This is a genomic window from Bradyrhizobium sp. Kon69 (assembly GCF_055807515.1).
The window spans coordinates 18,029-34,077 of record NZ_JBVVOS010000026.1 but is presented as its reverse complement, the minus strand read 5'-3'; the positions used below and the strand labels follow the sequence as shown (position 1 = coordinate 34,077).

The window sequence follows — 16,049 nt, the reverse complement described above, 5'->3', positions numbered from 1 at the left end:
GTTATCCCGAAACAACCTCTTGCCCCCAGCCTTTTGCATTCGGGACGATCCGGCCGCAGACGGCCGAATTCACAAGAAACACATCAAAATCAAACAGATAATTCGACCTTTCAAACCACGATCGCAAACACCTCGCGCCCCGCAGCAAAGCGGTCCTCTGGGAAAGACGGGACCTATTGGTCTTTCTTCTTGTCCTGGAGCGCCTTCAGCACCGCAAAGGGATGGTCCTCCGGATCGGGGGCGGTGACCTCGGGCTCAAACACCACCCCCGGCTTCCGCGGATAGGGATCGACCGCCAGGAACAGGGCGTCGGTGGCGAGCCGGCCGAGGTCGATGATGCCATTGACGATCGCCTCCGGGGGGTCGGCGACCTGCTCCTGATCCTCGTGCCCCTCCTCCATCAGGTCGGCCAGGCGGCGGACCTCGGCCTCGGGGGCGAATATCAGGTCCACGGCCTCATCGATCTCGCTCTCCATCGGGTCAAGCGTGACCACGCAGGTCTGGCCGATCCGGGCGCGGACGTGCCCCGTGACCTGGATCCGGTTGCCGCTTTTCGGCACGACATCGAAATCAGCCTGGACCGAGACAACCTCGCGCAAGCCTGCCGTCTCAGCCATGGCCTGCCGCTCGGCGGCCGAGGCCTCGAGCTTGCGATGCAGGCCGGTGTCCGGGATCTGTGCAACGATGACAGGCACCTGCCAGGGATCGGGCCCGGATGCGGTAATCGGTCGGCTCATGGCGTGACATCCTCAGGGAACGCTGGGGGAAACTTAAAGGACGCGGCCAACAATGCGGCCTCGCCGGTCCGGCCGAGCTCGGCCTCGGCAGCCCTGGCATAGCCCGCGAGCCGCTGCGCCTGGTTCATGCCGGCCCCATTCAAGATATTCTTACAGATCGCCGATGCCAGCACCTCGCCGCCGCTTTCCATGGCCTGATCGTAGGCTTGGACCCGGCCGTAAAACGCCTCGCCGAAAGCCCGCATCCGCTTCGGCACGGTCTGGTCGCCGATCCCCATCTCGCGCAGATTGTCGTCCATGTCCTCGCAAAAGCGGTCGAACAGCGCCTGCGACAGCTCGGTGGCGCCTTGTCCGGTGGCGCCCTGGACCGTGCGCAGGCGGCGCAGCAGCAGCCAGAGGTGCAGCAGCAACAGATCGAAACGCCCGTTAACGGTATCGGGCACGCCCAAGTCGCGGTAAAATATGGGTTCTCGCGCCTGCGTCACGATCATGCCATAGATGGCTTCAATGGTGCCCGGCGAGGCTAGGCGGGGTTTCCTGAAGTGATTGAACGGCCAAAGCATTGTGGTTTCCGCAAGCGGGCGCGCGCGTGTTGCATTCAGAGCCTCCGCCCGGTACTTCAGCGCCTCGCGCGACGCAAGGGGACGGAATCAGTTCCGCTATGACGATAACGAACCAGACCAGCCTGCGTGCAGACAAGCGGCGCGGCCTTCATGCACGTTGGCGCGGCTTGCGCCTGTTCGCGGCCGCGGCCCTGGTTGGCGCTGCGCTTGCGGGCTGCACCGGCGAGCAGTTCCAGAAGGGTTACATCCTGCCGCCCGGCGCGCTGGAGCAGATCCCGATCGGCGCGAGCCAGGACCAGGTGCTGATCGTGATGGGCACCCCCTCCACCGTCGCAACCCTGGACGGCGAGGTGTTCTATTACATTTCGCAGCGCTCCGAGCGCATGGTCGCCTTCATGAATCAGAAGGTGGTCGATCAGCGCGTCATCGCGGTCTATTTCGACAAGAACCGGCGCGTGCGCCGACTTGCGAATTACGGCCTGCAGGACGGCAAGATCTTCGACTTCATCAGCCGCACCACGGCGACGTCGGGCCAGGAGATGAGCTACCTCACGCCTATCTTCAAGCTGCTCAGCTTTAACTGAGCCTTCAGCCTGCGGCTTCGTGCGGCTTGCCGTTGCGCGTCCTGTTCCATACGCTCCCTGCAAAACAAGATGCAGGGAGTGGATTCGTGCCCAAACAATTGCTGTCCCGCCGTCGCGTGCTCACCGGTGCTGCCGCTATCTCGGCCGCAGCGATCCTGCCGCGATCGAGCCTTGCGGACTGGAAGCCCACCGAAAACGTCCGCCTCGTCGTGCCGGCTGCCGCCGGCGGCTCGACCGACGTGATGGGTCGGCTCCTGGCCGCGCATCTGCAGACCGCCTGGGGCCAATCGGCCGTGGTGGAAAACCGCTCCGGCGGCGGCGGCACGATCGGCACGGCCGAGGTGGTCCGCGCCAAGCCTGACGGTCACACCATCCTGATCGGCAATCCCGGCCCGAACGCGATCGCCTACAGCATCTTCAAGAACCTCACTTACAAGCCGGACCAGCTCCAGCCGGTCTCCAACATGATCCGGATCCCGAACATCGTCTCGGCGCATCCCAAGACCGGCATCAAGTCGATCGCCGAGTTGGTCGCCTATCTCAAGGCCAATCCGGACAAGCTCAGCTACGCCTCCTCCGGCGTCGGCCAGAGCCCTCACCTCACCGGCGCCTGGTTCCTGCAGCTCACCGGCCTGAAGATGACGCATATCCCGTTCCGCGGCGCCGGTCCCGCGCTGCAGGCGGCGCTCGCCGGCGACATCCAGATCCTGTTCGACAACCTCTATCCGAGCCTGCCGCAGGTGCAGAACGGCACCCTGACCGGCCTCTGCGTCACCACGACCGAGCGCAGCGACCTTGCGCCGAACCTGCCGACCATGCGCGAGAGCGCGCCGGAGCTTGCGGCTTTCGACGTCTCGTCGTGGTTCTCGGTGTTCCTGCCGAAGGGTGTGCAGCCCGCCGTTGTCGAAGCGCTCAACCTCCAAGTGAAGGCGATGCTCGAGCGCGACGACATCAAGAAGAACATCGTGGCCATGGGCGCCCGCGCCGACTACGGCACGCCCGACCAGTTTGCCGCCTTCGTGGACGCCGAGACGAAGAAGTTCGCCGGCATCATCCAGAAGGAAGGGCTGCAGATGGACGTGCAATGACGGGGGCGGTCTGCGGCGCCGGGGCTTTGATCCAGTTGAAAACGAGGAGCACCGCCGCCGCCAGCGCAACCGCCAGGAGGGTGCGCGGCTGAAGCGAGCCTGATCTCCTGGCTCCGCTTTGCGCTTTGCCGCAGCTTGGACAGAGGGTCGTGCCCATCGGCATATCGCTACCGCACTGATTGCACCTGGTCATCTCGAACTTCATGGTGCCCAACTTCTCCAGAAGAATCGCCGCGCCCGGCTGGCAGCCGACAAAAAACCCGCGGCTTGCACCGCGGGTTTGTCGCAGGAACGCTGCCTCTGGTTCAGTGCGCGAGCACCGCGAGCAGCAGCAGCGCCACGATGTTCGTGATCTTGATCATCGGGTTCACCGCCGGGCCGGCCGTGTCCTTGTAGGGATCGCCGACGGTATCGCCGGTCACGGCCGCCTTGTGGGCGTCACTGCCCTTGCCGCCGAAATGACCGTCCTCGATGTACTTCTTGGCGTTGTCCCAGGCGCCGCCGCCCGAGGTCATGGAGATCGCGACGAACAGGCCTGTCACGATCACGCCGAGCAGCATCGCGCCTACGGCCGAGAACGCCGCCGACTTGCCGGCCGGCCCGCCCCCCGCGATCGCGTAGATCACGAAGTAGACGAAGATCGGTGACAGCACCGGAAGCAGCGAGGGGATGATCATTTCCTTGATCGCCGCTTTGGTCAAAAGGTCGACCGCCTTGCCGTAATCCGGCTTGTCGGTGCCTTGCATGATGCCCGGCTTCTCGCGGAATTGGCGCCGGACCTCCTCGACGATCGCGCTCGCAGCGCGGCCCACGGCGGTCATGCCCATCGCGCCGAACAGATACGGCAACAGACCGCCGAACAACAGGCCCACCACGACGTAGGGGTTGTTGAGCGAGAAGTCCGGTTTGACGCCGGCGAAGTAGGCGTGGTGCGCGGAGTCCGCAATGAAGAACTTCAGATCCTCGTTGTAGGCCGCGAACAGCACCAGGGCGCCGAGACCGGCGGAGCCGATCGCGTAGCCCTTGGTCACCGCCTTGGTGGTGTTGCCGACCGCATCGAGCGCGTCGGTCGACTTGCGAACCTCCTTCGGCAGGCCCGCCATCTCGGCAATGCCGCCGGCGTTGTCGGTCACCGGGCCGAACGCGTCGAGCGCGACGACCATGCCGGCGAGCGCAAGCATCGTGGCGGTCGCGATCGCGATGCCGAACAGGCCGGCGAGGCTGTAGGTGACCAGGATACCGGCGATGATGACGAGCGCGGGCAGCGCGGTCGATTCCATCGAGACGGCGAGGCCCTGGATCACGTTGGTGCCGTGGCCGGTCACGGAGGCCTGGGCGATCGACTTCACCGGACGATAGTCGGTGCCGGTGTAGTATTCGGTGATCCAGATGATCAGCGCGGTGACGGCGAGGCCGACCACGCCGCACTCGAACAGCGCCATGCCGGTGTAATCGACGCCGGCGAGCTTGCCGAAGCCGATCAGGTAATAGATCACGCCGGCAATGCCGACCAGCGACAGGACGCCGGTTGCGATCAGTCCCTTGTAAAGCGCGCCCATGATCGACTGGCTCGGCCCGAGCTTCACGAAGAAGGTGCCGATAATCGAGGTGATGATGCAGATGCCGCCGATGGCGAGCGGCAACGTCATCATGTCGGCGAGGATCGGCGTCTTGGCGAAGAAGATCGCCGCCAGGACCATGGTGGCGACCGCGGTCACCGCATAGGTTTCGAACAGGTCGGCGGCCATGCCGGCGCAGTCGCCGACATTGTCGCCGACGTTGTCGGCGATGGTGGCCGGGTTGCGCGGGTCATCCTCGGGGATGCCGGCCTCGACCTTGCCGACGAGGTCGCCGCCGACGTCCGCACCCTTGGTGAAGATGCCGCCGCCGAGACGGGCGAAGATCGAGATCAGCGAGGCGCCGAAGCCGAGCGCCACCATGGCGTCGATGACGACGCGGCTGTCAGGCGCAAGCTTCAGCGAATGGACCAGGAAGCCGAAATAGAGGGTCACGCCGAGCAGCGCGAGACCCGCCACCAGCATGCCGGTGATGGCGCCCGCCTTGAAGGCAAGCTCAAGACCACCCGCGAGCGACGTCGTCGCCGCTTGGGCGGTGCGCACATTGGCGCGGACCGAGACGTTCATGCCGATGAAACCGGCCGCCCCCGACAGGATTGCACCGATGGCAAAACCGATCGCGACATAGAGCCCCAGGAAATAGGCAAGCAGCACGAAGATGACGATGCCGACCATCCCGATCGTGGTGTACTGACGCCGCAGGTAGGCCTGTGCGCCTTCGCGCACCGCTGCCGCGATTTCCTGCATGCGCGGAGACCCCGCATCCGCACTCAAAACCGAAGACGTCGCCCAGATCGCGTAGACGACGGAAAGCACTCCGCAGAGCACAATCAACCATAATGCTGTCATGTGATTTTTTGCCTCAGATCCTTGATGAACGTACCCCCGGCGCCTTTTGTTTTTCCGTCGTGCGGTGCGGCGCCTTGATTTGAAAAAGGCCGCCCCTTGCCCGAAGGCGCGGCCCTAGTCGGTCACAACCTTGCCAAAATCAAATTGAGGGTGCAACGCCAGATGAGGCCGAAAAGGCCGATCTCGGCAGGTATTTGGGCTGGTCTTAGGAGTCCCGACGCCGGTTTGGAGCAATTCCTAGAAGTGGCTGTAGGAGAGCCGCTTCAAGACCAGCTCCTGGCCCTGCCCGTCCAGGAAGCGCGGCCGCTCATGGCCCGCGACGATCGTGCCGATGGCCGTGACGGCAAGGCCTGCCGCCCGCCCCAAGGCAATCAGTGCGTCGCCTTGTGCCGGCGGGACGGTGCACAGCACCTCGTAATCGTCACCCCCGGCCAGCAGCGTCTCAACGGAAACGACCTTGGCCGCGATCAGGCCGGCGGCGGCAGCCGAGAGCGGCACGCTGGTCACGTCGATCGTGGCCGAGACGCCTGACGCCGCACAGAGCTTGGTCAGGTCTCCGGCAAGCCCGTCGGAGACATCCATCGCAGCCGTTGCATGGTCACGCACGCCGTGCGCGAGAGCATTGCGCGGCTGCGGCACGCGATAGCGCGAGATCAGCGTCTCGCGCGCGTGCGGATCGGAGGCCAGCGCATTCGCCACCGCGCCGCCCTTGAGCACATCGAGGCCAAGCGCGGCGTCGCCGATCGTCCCAGTCACCAGGATACGGTCGCCCGGTTTGGCGCCGGTGCGGCCGACCATCCGGCCCTGCGGCACGCGGCCAAAGGCGGTGATCGAGATCATCTGCGGCCCCGGCGTCGACACCGTATCGCCACCGAGCAGTGGACAGGCGAAGGTTTTCGCATCCTCGCCGAGCGCGTCCGTGAACGGCCTGAGCCAGGCGTCCTCCCTGCTGCGCAGCGCCAGTGTCAGCACGAAGCCGGCCGGCACGGCGCCCTTGGCAGCGAGATCGGACAGGTTCACCCGCAGCGCCTTGCGCGCGATGGTATCGGGCGGATCGCTGGCAAGATAATGCACACCCTCCACCACCGCGTCGGTGGTGACGACGATGTCGCTGCCGAGCGCCTGCAGGATGGCGGCATCGTCCACCAATCCCAACGCACCGGGATCAGTCGCCAGCGGCTTGAAATAGCGCGCAATGAGGGAGTCTTCGGCGGAGGGATCGTGTGGGTTTGCCATCAGCGTCAGCCACACACTTCGCTGTCATCGCCCGGCTTGACCGGGCGATCCAGTACGCCGAGCCGCCACTGTTCAGGCACGACCGCCGCGGCGTACTGGATCACCCGCCTTCGCGGGTGATGACAGCAGAATATGGGGCAGCCACATCGCATCAATTCACCGCCCTCGCGCCGCCTACCCCCGCCCGAACTCGTCACCGCGAAACTGGCGGCCGATCTGGTCGAGCACCGCGTTGACCATGCCGGTCTCCTCGCGGTCGACGAAGGCATTGGCGACGTCGACATATTCGGAGACGACGACGCGGCCCGGCACGTCCTTGCGGTGTTCCAATTCATAGGCCCCTGCCCGCAGCACCGCGCGCAGGATCGCTTCGATGCGCTTCAATGGCCAGCCCTTCGACAGCGCCTCGTCGATCAGCGGATCGAGCTTCTTCTGGTCGCGCACGACGCCGGAGACGACGTCGCGGAAGAACGCCGCTTCCGCCGGGAGATATGTGTCGCCCTCGACCTCGTTGCCGAGCCAGTGGCTCTCGAACTCCGCAAAAATGTCGTTGATGCCGGCACCGCCGATATCCATCTGATACAGCGCCTGCACGGCTGCGAGCCGCGCCGCACCGCGCCGGTTCGCCTTCTTCTCTGTGCCGGCGGGCGGCTTCTTGTTGTTATCGGCCATGATCAAGCCCGCGCCAGCCGGCGCTTTATGCGCAGCATCGCAATCGCGGCCCGCGCGGCATCGCCGCCCTTGTTCAACTCGCTGGCACGCGCCCGCGCCCAGGCCTGCGCCTCGGTGTTGACGGTGAGGATGCCGTTGCCGAGCGGCAGCTTGCGCGTCACTGCGAGGTCCATCAGCGCGCGGGAAGATTCCTGCGAGACGATCTCGAAATGGATGGTGTCGCCACGGATCACGCAACCGAGCGCGATCGCAGCGTCGTAGGGCTTGCCATTGGCGGCCGCGGCATCAATCGCGATGGCGATCGCCGCGGGAATCTCCAGCGCGCCGGGAACCGTGATGACGTCGTAGGTCAGACCGGCCGCCTTCAGCTCGGCCACCGCGCCTTCGAGCATCGCGTCCTGGAGATCGTCATAGAACCGTGCCTCGACAATCAGCGCGCGCGCGCCGGAAATGTCGGTCTGGTCCTTCAGGGGTGCGCGCCGCGCGTCTGCCATCGTCAAATCCGTTCCACAGGGGTTGGCGCTATGTAGTCGCCACCAGCGGGTAAGCCAAGTTGAAAGACGCCGTCACTTCATTTCCGTCAGCCGCGCCGCGTAGCGGGCCATCAGATCGACCTCGATATTGACCTCATCTCCGGCCTTCCAGCCGCCGATCGTCGTGACCGTCAGGGTGTGCGGGATGATCAGCACCGAAAAGGTCACGTCCTTCACCGTATTAACCGTCAGCGAGACGCCGTCGAGCGTGATCGAGCCCTTGGTCGCGATGAACCGCGCCAGCTCCCGCGTCGTGGAGAGCTCGAACCGCGCCATCTCGGGCAGGTCCTCGCGGCTGACGAGGGTCGCGATGCCATCGGCATGGCCAGCGACGATATGCCCGCCAAGCTCGTCGCCGATCTTGAGCGCTCGCTCGATATTGAGCCTGGTGCCGGCCCTCCAGTGCTTTGCGGTCGTCAGCGCCAACGTCTCGGCCGCGGCATCGACGTCGAACCAGGTCCTTTGAGCAGAGTCTTTGCCGCCTTCGACGCCGGAAGCAACCACCGTCAGGCAGACGCCGTTGCAGGCGATCGAGGCGCCGTCGGCAATGGTGGTCTGGTCGTAGCGGCAGGCGATGCGCAGCCGGTGCAGCTGGCCCTGCGCCGTCGGCGTGAAGCCGACGATCTCGCCGATATCGGTGACAATGCCGGTGAACATTACGCGCGCTCGTAGATGGTGAGAGTATCCTTGTCGAAGGTCTCGCTAGCATGAACCTTGTAGGCCTGCGACTGCGTGATTTTCGACAGCGGCAATGCGGCGAGCGCATCCACCCCGTCGGCGCCCACAGCCTCCGCGCCGCGGAACAGCCATATCTCGTCAACGAGGTCGGCGGCGATAAAGGACGCCGCGACGCGGCTGCCGCCCTCGACCATCAGCCGCGTGATGCCCTTGCCCGCCAATGCATGCAGCACCGCCGCAAGATCGAGTCCCAAGGCGTTGCCGGGCGGCACGCGGATCACCTGCGCGCCGGCAGCACCGAGCCGCGTGGCGGCTGCGGCCTCCGCGAGTTCGGAACCCACCACCCACAGCGGAATCTCGCGCGCGGAGCCCACGAGCTTGCTTGCGCCGGGAATGCGCAGGCTCTGATCGAGCACCACGCGCACCGGTGAGCGCGCCGCCATGCCCGGCAGGCGGCAGTCGAGCTGCGGATCGTCCGCCAGCACCGTGCCGATGCCGACCAGGATGGCGTCGCTTTGCGCGCGCAGGAGATGCACCCGGTTGCGCGCCGCCTCGCCGGTGATCGCGACCGGCTTGCCCCCGGCCGCGCCGATCTTGCCGTCGGGCGAGACCGCGAGCTTCAGGATCACATGCGGGCGCTGATCCCTGATGCGACGGAAATGTCCGGCATGATCGAAGGCGGCTTCGCGCGCGCACAGACCCACGTCCACCGTGATGCCGGCGGCGCGCAGGCGCGCATGACCCTGACCGGCGACTTCCGGGTTGGGATCCTCGATCGCGGCCACCACACGCTTGATGCCGGCGGCAATCACGGCGTCGGCGCACGGTGGCGATTTGCCGAAATGCGAGCACGGCTCCAGCGTGACGTAGAGCGTGGCGCCGCGCGCGGACTCGCCTGCGCGCCGCAGCGCTTCAGGCTCGCCATGCGGTCGTCCGCCTGGCTGGGTCCAGCCGCGGCCGACGATCACGCCGTCCTTGACGATGACGGCACCGACGGCGGGATTGGGCCAGGTACGTCCCTGCCCGCGCCTGCCGAGCGCCAGCGCAAGCTCCATGAAGCGCCGGTCGGCATCCCTGGACTCGCGCGCCTTCTGCGCGAATTGATCCTCCAGGATGCGGAAGATCATTTGCGGATCGCGGCGAGCCGCGCTTCCTCCTCACCGGAGAGCTCACCAAGCACGTCGGCGAAATCCTTGGCCTCGCGGAAATTGCGGTAGACCGAGGCGAAGCGGACATAGGCGACGTCGTCGAGCGTGCGCAGATGCTCCATCACGGTCTCGCCGATCACTTCGGAGGAGATTTCAGCCTCGCCCCCGGTCTCGAGCTCGCGCACGATGGTGGAGACCATCTTCTCCACCCTTTCAGGCTCGACCTGCCGCTTGCGCAAGCTGATCGACACCGAGCGCATCAGCTTGTCGCGGTCGAACGGCACGCGGCGGCCGTTGCGCTTGATCACCGTGAGCTCGCGCAGCTGCACGCGCTCGAAGGTGGTGAAGCGGAAATTGCAGGCGACGCACACGCGCCGCCTGCGGATCACGGAAGAGTCTTCGGTCGGACGCGAGTCCTTCACCTGCGTATCGAGACTGTTGCAGTTCGGGCAGCGCATCCGTTGACCTTGACCGGTTGTCTTGGACCTTACTGATAGATCGGGAAACGGTCGGTGAGCGCCTTGACCCGTTCCTTGATCGCGGCTTCCACCAGCGGCGCCTTGCCGTCGGAGGATTGCGCGATCGCGTTGAGGACTTCGGCGATCATGCCGGCGACCTGCTGGAATTCAGCGACGCCGAAGCCGCGGGTGGTTGCCGCAGGCGTGCCCAACCGAATACCGGAGGTGACAAACGGCGACTCGGGGTCGAACGGAATGCCGTTCTTGTTGCAGGTGATGGCAGCGCGAACCAGCGCCTTCTCCGAGGCGTTGCCCTTCAGGCCCTTCGGCCTGAGGTCAACCAGCATCAGATGGTTATCGGTGCCGCCGGAGACAATGTCGAAGCCGTGGCTCTTCATCGCCTCGGCCAGTGCCTTGGCGTTCTCGACAACGTTCTTGGCATAGACCTTGAAGTCCGGCCGCAGCGCCTCGGCAAAAGCCACTGCCTTCGCCGCGATCACGTGCATCAAAGGTCCGCCCTGCAGGCCCGGGAAGATCGCCGAGTTGAATTTCTTGGTCAGCGCCTCGTCATTCCACAGCATCAGGCCGCCGCGCGGACCGCGCAGCGATTTGTGCGTCGTGGTGGTGGTGATGTGGGCATAGGGCACCGGCGAGGCATGCACGCCGCCGGCGACGAGACCGGCGAAGTGCGCCATGTCGACCAGGAGATACGCGCCGACGCTGTCCGCGATCTCGCGGAAGCGCTTGAAGTCCCAGGCGCGCGAATAAGCGGAGCCGCCGGCCACGATCAGCTTCGGCTTGACCTCCTCGGCCTGCTTGGCGACCGCGTCCATGTCGATGATCTGGTCCTCGCGGCGCACGGTGTAGTGCGCGGCCTTGAACCACTTGCCGCTCATGTTGACGGGGGAGCCGTGGGTGAGATGGCCGCCGGCCGCGAGATCGAGGCCCATGAAGGTGTCGCCGGGCTGAAGCAGCGCCAGAAACACCGCCTGGTTCATCTGGCTGCCGGAGTTCGGCTGCACGTTGGCGAAGTTGGCGCCGAACAGCTTCTTGGCACGATCGATCGCGAGGTTCTCGGCGACGTCGACCCACTCACAACCGCCGTAGTAGCGCGCGCCCGGATAGCCTTCCGCATATTTGTTGGTCATCACCGAACCCTGCGCTTCCAGCACGGCACGGCTGACGATGTTCTCGGAGGCGATCAGCTCGACCTCATGACGCTGGCGGCCGAGCTCGCCCTTGATGGCGGCTGCGATTTCCGGGTCAGCCTGCTCGAGCGAGGCGGTGAAAAACGAATCGGGCGCGGAGGCGGTTTTGGCGAAGGTCATCTTGCGAATATCTCCACCGCCGCAGCCTTTTGGCGGGCTACGGGCGGGTCTGGTGTGGCGATCGGAAGCGGCGTGCGCGATCTACCACATCGCCCGCAACAGGCCAAGTAGTTGCGGGTCGGACCTGAGATTTATGCAAGATATGGTGGGATTGGAGGATTTGGACGACGGGGCGGTATCCGGTCGTCCATGTCCTGAAAGGCCCGCTTTGGGCTCGAAAGGCCGTGTGGATGCGAGCGGCCAGCCTCTACAGCCCGGTATACCCCGCCTTCACGGGATCCACGCTGCCGTCGAGCTGCCGCAGATAGGTGAGGCCGCAAACCGTCAACCTGTGGGTGTCTTTCTCGCCGGCTTCCATCAACGTATTGAGGTAGTTAGTCACCTTTTCCCGCGCCTCCGCGCTCGCCGCCGACGTGCGGTTGGCGAGCAAATCGTAGGTATGCATGATCCGGTCGATGGCAGCTTCCATGGCACCCTCTGGTTCTTGCCGCGTTTGGGAGTTGAGATCAGGCAACCGCTTTGGCCTCGGACTGCGCCTCGAACCTGACGATGGCCTTGTTTGCCAACCTGATCTTGTTGAATTCGCCGTGCTGGAGCAGCTTGATGACGATCTCAAGCAGGCTTTCGTCGGTGACGAGGGTGTCGCGGATCGCGCCGGAGCGGCGAAGATAGTTCGCGGCGATGGCATAGGCCTCGCTCACGAGTTCCACGTTCATCACCCCCACGCCACGCTCGACCAGCATCGTCCGCCCTCCGATCGAAGGGGATAAGCACCGAACCGGGAACTCGTTCCCTCCGGTTGGGGATTTTTTTCGCAACCGCGAAATGGAAGAAACGCACCGGTCCGGACACAGCCGGGCCGGCGCGCTTGGGGAAGTGAGGCACGTTCGGGAGGCTTGCCGGTCTTGTTGCGGGCCGGCTTGGCCTTGTCCCGTCAAAAAGAACTCAGAGACGATACAGGATCTGGTCGGTCCAGAACCGCTCGAGGCGGTGCAGCGACTTGTTGAGGGTCGAGAACTCCTCGCCCGAGATGCCACCGACCTGCTCGACCGTCTTGACGTGCTTCTGGTAGAGCGAGTCGACGATGCGGCGGACTTCCTGGCCCTGCGGCGTCAGGCGGATGCGCACCGAGCGGCGATCGACGCGCGAGCGCTGATGGTCGAGGAAGCCGAGCTCGACGAGCTTCTTCAGATTGTAGGAGACGTTGGAGCCGAGGTAATAACCGCGCGTGCGCAGTTCGCCCGCGGTCAGCTCCTTGTCGCCGATGTTGTAGAGCAGCAGCGCCTGCACCGAGTTGATGTCCGCACGGCCGCGGCGATCGAACTCGTCCTTGATCACGTCGAGCAGCCGGCGATGCAGCCGCTCCACCAGAGTCAAGGCTTCCAGATAGAGCGTCTGCACCGAACCCTGCTGGCCGGAGACGCGTTCCGCGGTATCTGCCGCAGTTGCGACGGCTTTCATCATGACACTTCCCCTGTTGTCGTTTTTATCGACACTCATTCGACGAAACTTGTGTCCCGTCTGATAGGTGCAACTTAAGGGGCGCCGTTTGAAGATCGGCTTAAATAAGAGAATAAAGAGATCATGAATTTAAGACAGTGAATTGCGGATTAAGCCTGTGCCACAAGCACTTTTCGCAACTCTCTGTTGACTCTCGCAAGGTCCTGTTCACCCTCCGTCCGCCGCGATTGTCGCATTCCAGAACAGCCCCGCCCCGTTTCGAAACGGCCGCGTAACAGCTGTGGCGGAACACGCTGGTTAGCGAAAACTTACGTCGAATTTTACGCAACCAACCGTCAACCAAGCGCGACAATCTGGTGTCCCGGACCAGCACAGCGAAGCCGGGTGCAGAGCCGGGGCACGAGAGTTTGCTATGGCGGCCGTTCGCGTGCGGCCATCCAGGCGAGCGCGAGATAGGCCGCCAGCATGAAGGCTTCGACACCGACCACGACCAGGCTGCCGCCGTAGATGCCCGGGAACATCAGCTCGATCACCGCCATCGACACCACGGTCGTCAGCCACACCACGGCGCCCCAAGGCGTTGCCAGCCACAGCCCGACCGCGGCAACGAGTTCGATCACGGCGAAGTAGATGGTCGAGGCCTGCCAGGCCATCGACTGGTTCTCGAAAGCCTCGTCCTCGCCGCCGACGAAGCCCGTCACCTGCGCCCAATGATAGAGACCCTTGAGGATCGAGAGCAGCGCCATCACCCGCAGGAACAGCACGAGCCGGCGCGTCCAGACATTGTCGTCGGATTCAGCCCGCTCCGACGAGATCGCCGCCACCGACATTGCGCTGTCTCTGGCATTGTCTCGGACGGCGTCCCTGGTGCTGTCGCGGGCCGCATCGCGGGTGGAGATCTCGGACATGCCCCCTTCTGGCTGCTTTGCCCCGCAAAATCAATCGGCTGCCATCTTTTGCGGCAGGTCAACCCGCGGTGACGGGAACCATGCGAGCTGGTATAAGAATAATTCCAGCCGGAGGAAGAGTGATGGCGATCAAATACGGACGTCCGATCGAATTGCGCGAGGTCTCGCGCCGGGACGGCACCGGGGCCTCCCCTGCCCTCGATCTGACCGTCCGCCCGCGCCGCAACCGCAAGGCCGAATGGGCCCGGCGTATGGTGCGCGAGAACGTGCTCACCACCGACGATCTGATCTGGCCGCTGTTTCTGATCGACGGCAACAACAAGCGCGAGCAGATTGCCTCAATGCCGGGCGTCGAGCGCCTCAGCGTCGACCAGGCCGTGCGCGACGCCGAGCGCGCGATGAAGCTCACCATCCCCTGCCTCGCGCTGTTTCCCTACACCGACCCGTCCCTGCGCGACGAGGAGGGCTCGGAAGCCACCAACCCGAACAATCTGGTCTGCCAGGCGGTGCGCGCGATCAAGAAGGAGTTTCCGGAGATCGGCATTCTCTGTGACGTCGCGCTCGATCCCTTCACCAGCCACGGCCATGACGGCTTGATCTCCGACGGCAAGATCCTGAACGACGAGACGGTCGCCGTGCTGGTGCGTCAGGCCCTGGTGCAGGCCGAAGCCGGCTGCGACATCATCGCGCCCTCCGACATGATGGACGGCCGCGTCGCTGCGATCCGCGAGGGCTTGGATCGCACCGGGCTTCTTGACGTGCAGATCATGGCCTATGCCGCAAAATACGCCTCCGCCTTCTACGGTCCGTTCCGCGACGCCATCGGCTCGGCCAAGACGCTCACCGGCGACAAGCGCACCTACCAGATGGATAGCGCCAACACCGACGAGGCGCTGCGCGAGGTCGAGCTCGACATCGCCGAGGGCGCCGACATGGTGATGGTCAAGCCCGGCATGCCCTATCTCGACGTCGTCCGCCGCGTGAAGGACACGTTCGCCATGCCGACCTTCGCCTACCAGGTCTCCGGCGAATACGCGATGATCGCGGCCGCTGCCAACAACGGCTGGCTCGACGGCGAGCGCGCCATGATGGAGAGCCTGCTCGCTTTCAAGCGCGCCGGCGCCGACGGTGTGCTGAGCTATTTCGCACCGAAGGTGGCGGAGAAGCTGCGCGCGCAGGGGTAAGCCCCAACGTCGTCCCGGCGAAGGCCGGCCGCGGAGAAGCTCCGCGCGCAGGGGTAAGCCCCAATGTCGTCCCGGCGCAGGCCGGGACCCATACCGCGTGATCTATCGGGCGCGCGGGGTATTGGTACCGGGGAAGCGATCAACCCCTGAGCCTTCGCCAAACTGCTTTGCGTGGTTATGGGTGCCGGCCTTCGCCGGGACGACACTATTCGTGTGGCGGCGCGCCCTTTTCCTCCCACCTCCGCCGCCCCCGAATCGCCGGAATATTTCGGCTTGTTAATCCCGGCGCCCTTGGCACGCGGACGGCCTGTTCCCATGTCTTTCCACGGGAGTCCTGCCACGGGAGTTTCCCTCGGGAGAACGGTCATGTCGTATTCGGACTCGGGCAATGCCTGGCGCAATGACGGTGGGGCGCAGCCGCATGCCTACGATCCCTATCTGCATCCGGAACTGTTCCGCGGCGTTGCGACGCGGCGGGTGTTCGCCTTCCTGATCGACATGGTCGTGATCTCGGTGCCGGTGATCCTCGGCTACCTCTTCATCGCGGTGTTCGGCGTGGTCACGCTCGGCATCGGCTGGGCGCTGTTCTGGCTGGCCTGGCCGGCCTCCGTGATCTGGGCCATCGTCTATTACGGCGCCTGCATCGGCGGTCCGTCGTCCGCGACCATCGGCATGCGCGTGATGGATCTTGAGTTGCGCACCTGGTACGGCGCTCCCGGCTATTTCGTGCTGGGCGCCACCCACGCCGTGTTGTTCTGGGTGACCGTCTCGTTCCTGTCGCCCTTCGTGGTGCTGGTCGGGCTGTTCAACGGCCGCCGGCGCTTGCTGCAGGATTTCGTGCTGGGAACGGTCGTGATCAACAATTCCGTTCGTGCGCCGGTGCCTCAGGGCGCCAGGACCTTTTGAATAGGTACCTATTGATCAACGACCTGCTGATCAACGACCCCGGATCAAGAACCTATCAACCTGGACCCGCTATGCTGTCCGACCTGACCTGCCGAGTAGACCGATTGACCGGGGGCTTTCGTAGCGCGATGCTGACGCA

General features: G+C 64.8%; 18 protein-coding genes. 4 read left to right on the top strand and 14 right to left on the bottom strand.

The genetic code is table 11. The features are described 5' to 3' along the window. Window positions 1–173: 173 nt before the first annotated feature. Both AC0L3U_RS29435 and AC0L3U_RS29430 read right to left on the bottom strand, forming a co-directional pair. The gene (locus AC0L3U_RS29435; protein ID WP_473364150.1) at window positions 174–737 is read right to left on the bottom strand and encodes a YceD family protein; all 564 of its coding nucleotides are present in this window, start codon (window positions 735–737) and stop codon (window positions 174–176) included. Then, window positions 734–1,300 (bottom strand): ubiquinol-cytochrome C chaperone family protein, encoded by a 567-nt coding sequence (locus tag AC0L3U_RS29430; RefSeq protein WP_473364149.1) that lies wholly within the window; start codon window positions 1,298–1,300, stop codon window positions 734–736. Before AC0L3U_RS29430 ends, AC0L3U_RS29435 begins: the two co-directional genes overlap by 4 nt. 98 nt (window positions 1,301–1,398) lie before the next feature. Between AC0L3U_RS29430 and AC0L3U_RS29425 the strand changes: the two genes are divergently transcribed. Both AC0L3U_RS29425 and AC0L3U_RS29420 read left to right on the top strand, forming a co-directional pair. Further along, entirely contained in the window at window positions 1,399–1,884 is a 486-nt protein-coding gene (locus AC0L3U_RS29425; protein WP_473364148.1) for an outer membrane protein assembly factor BamE, read from the top strand. Window positions 1,885–1,970: 86 nt separating this feature from the next. Next, complete coding sequence (locus AC0L3U_RS29420) at window positions 1,971–2,972, top strand: Bug family tripartite tricarboxylate transporter substrate binding protein (RefSeq protein WP_473364147.1); 1,002 nt, start codon at window positions 1,971–1,973, stop codon at window positions 2,970–2,972. Between the two features lie 305 nt (window positions 2,973–3,277). Here AC0L3U_RS29420 and AC0L3U_RS29415 read toward each other — a convergent pair whose 3' ends face one another. The 12 genes from AC0L3U_RS29415 to AC0L3U_RS29360 all read right to left on the bottom strand — a co-directional run bounded on the left by AC0L3U_RS29415 (window position 3,278) and on the right by AC0L3U_RS29360 (window position 13,820). Continuing rightward, window positions 3,278–5,398: a sodium-translocating pyrophosphatase gene (locus tag AC0L3U_RS29415; protein WP_027518323.1), complete on the bottom strand. Its 2,121-nt coding sequence runs from the start codon at window positions 5,396–5,398 to the stop codon at window positions 3,278–3,280. Between the two features lie 237 nt (window positions 5,399–5,635). Further along, window positions 5,636–6,634 (bottom strand): thiamine-phosphate kinase, encoded by a 999-nt coding sequence (gene thiL, locus AC0L3U_RS29410; RefSeq protein ID WP_473364146.1) that lies wholly within the window; start codon window positions 6,632–6,634, stop codon window positions 5,636–5,638. Between the two features lie 174 nt (window positions 6,635–6,808). Continuing rightward, window positions 6,809–7,306 carry a transcription antitermination factor NusB gene (gene nusB / locus AC0L3U_RS29405; RefSeq protein ID WP_007611091.1) on the bottom strand — a complete coding sequence of 166 codons (498 nt, stop codon included), beginning with the start codon at window positions 7,304–7,306 and terminating at the stop codon, window positions 6,809–6,811. Window positions 7,307–7,308: 2 nt separating this feature from the next. Next, window positions 7,309–7,800, bottom strand: coding sequence for a 6,7-dimethyl-8-ribityllumazine synthase (gene ribH / locus AC0L3U_RS29400; protein ID WP_473364145.1), 492 nt, complete (start codon window positions 7,798–7,800; stop codon window positions 7,309–7,311). A 72-nt stretch (window positions 7,801–7,872) separates the two neighbouring features. Continuing rightward, window positions 7,873–8,496, bottom strand: coding sequence for a riboflavin synthase (locus AC0L3U_RS29395; RefSeq protein WP_473364144.1), 624 nt, complete (start codon window positions 8,494–8,496; stop codon window positions 7,873–7,875). Continuing rightward, entirely contained in the window at window positions 8,496–9,644 is a 1,149-nt protein-coding gene (gene ribD, locus AC0L3U_RS29390) for a bifunctional diaminohydroxyphosphoribosylaminopyrimidine deaminase/5-amino-6-(5-phosphoribosylamino)uracil reductase RibD (RefSeq protein WP_473364143.1), read from the bottom strand. Before ribD ends, AC0L3U_RS29395 begins: the two co-directional genes overlap by 1 nt. After that, a complete protein-coding gene (gene nrdR / locus AC0L3U_RS29385) occupies window positions 9,641–10,123 on the bottom strand; it encodes a transcriptional regulator NrdR (RefSeq protein WP_007603426.1) in 483 nt (160 codons plus the stop codon). The genes ribD and nrdR overlap by 4 nt, the downstream gene beginning before the upstream one ends. Window positions 10,124–10,152: 29 nt before the next feature. Continuing rightward, the gene (glyA, locus tag AC0L3U_RS29380; protein ID WP_456764033.1) at window positions 10,153–11,451 is read right to left on the bottom strand and encodes a serine hydroxymethyltransferase; all 1,299 of its coding nucleotides are present in this window, start codon (window positions 11,449–11,451) and stop codon (window positions 10,153–10,155) included. 247 nt (window positions 11,452–11,698) lie between these two features. After that, window positions 11,699–11,920, bottom strand: a complete 222-nt coding sequence (locus AC0L3U_RS29375) for a hypothetical protein (protein WP_007603423.1) — start codon at window positions 11,918–11,920, stop codon at window positions 11,699–11,701. Window positions 11,921–11,957: 37 nt separating this feature from the next. After that, complete coding sequence (locus AC0L3U_RS29370) at window positions 11,958–12,194, bottom strand: hypothetical protein (protein ID WP_456764032.1); 237 nt, start codon at window positions 12,192–12,194, stop codon at window positions 11,958–11,960. Window positions 12,195–12,396: 202 nt separating this feature from the next. Further along, on the bottom strand, window positions 12,397–12,915 hold the full coding sequence (ldtR, locus tag AC0L3U_RS29365; RefSeq protein WP_007603420.1) for a transcriptional regulator LdtR: 519 nt from the start codon (window positions 12,913–12,915) through the stop codon (window positions 12,397–12,399). Between the two features lie 407 nt (window positions 12,916–13,322). Beyond that, window positions 13,323–13,820, bottom strand: coding sequence for a DUF6163 family protein (locus tag AC0L3U_RS29360; protein WP_007611119.1), 498 nt, complete (start codon window positions 13,818–13,820; stop codon window positions 13,323–13,325). Between the two features lie 122 nt (window positions 13,821–13,942). Here AC0L3U_RS29360 and hemB point away from each other — a divergent pair, with 122 nt between their 5' ends. Next, window positions 13,943–15,004, top strand: a complete 1,062-nt coding sequence (gene hemB / locus AC0L3U_RS29355) for a porphobilinogen synthase (protein ID WP_473364142.1) — start codon at window positions 13,943–13,945, stop codon at window positions 15,002–15,004. A 366-nt stretch (window positions 15,005–15,370) separates the two neighbouring features. Continuing rightward, the gene (locus AC0L3U_RS29350) at window positions 15,371–15,910 is read left to right on the top strand and encodes an RDD family protein (protein ID WP_473364141.1); all 540 of its coding nucleotides are present in this window, start codon (window positions 15,371–15,373) and stop codon (window positions 15,908–15,910) included. Window positions 15,911–16,049: the final 139 nt, after the last annotated feature.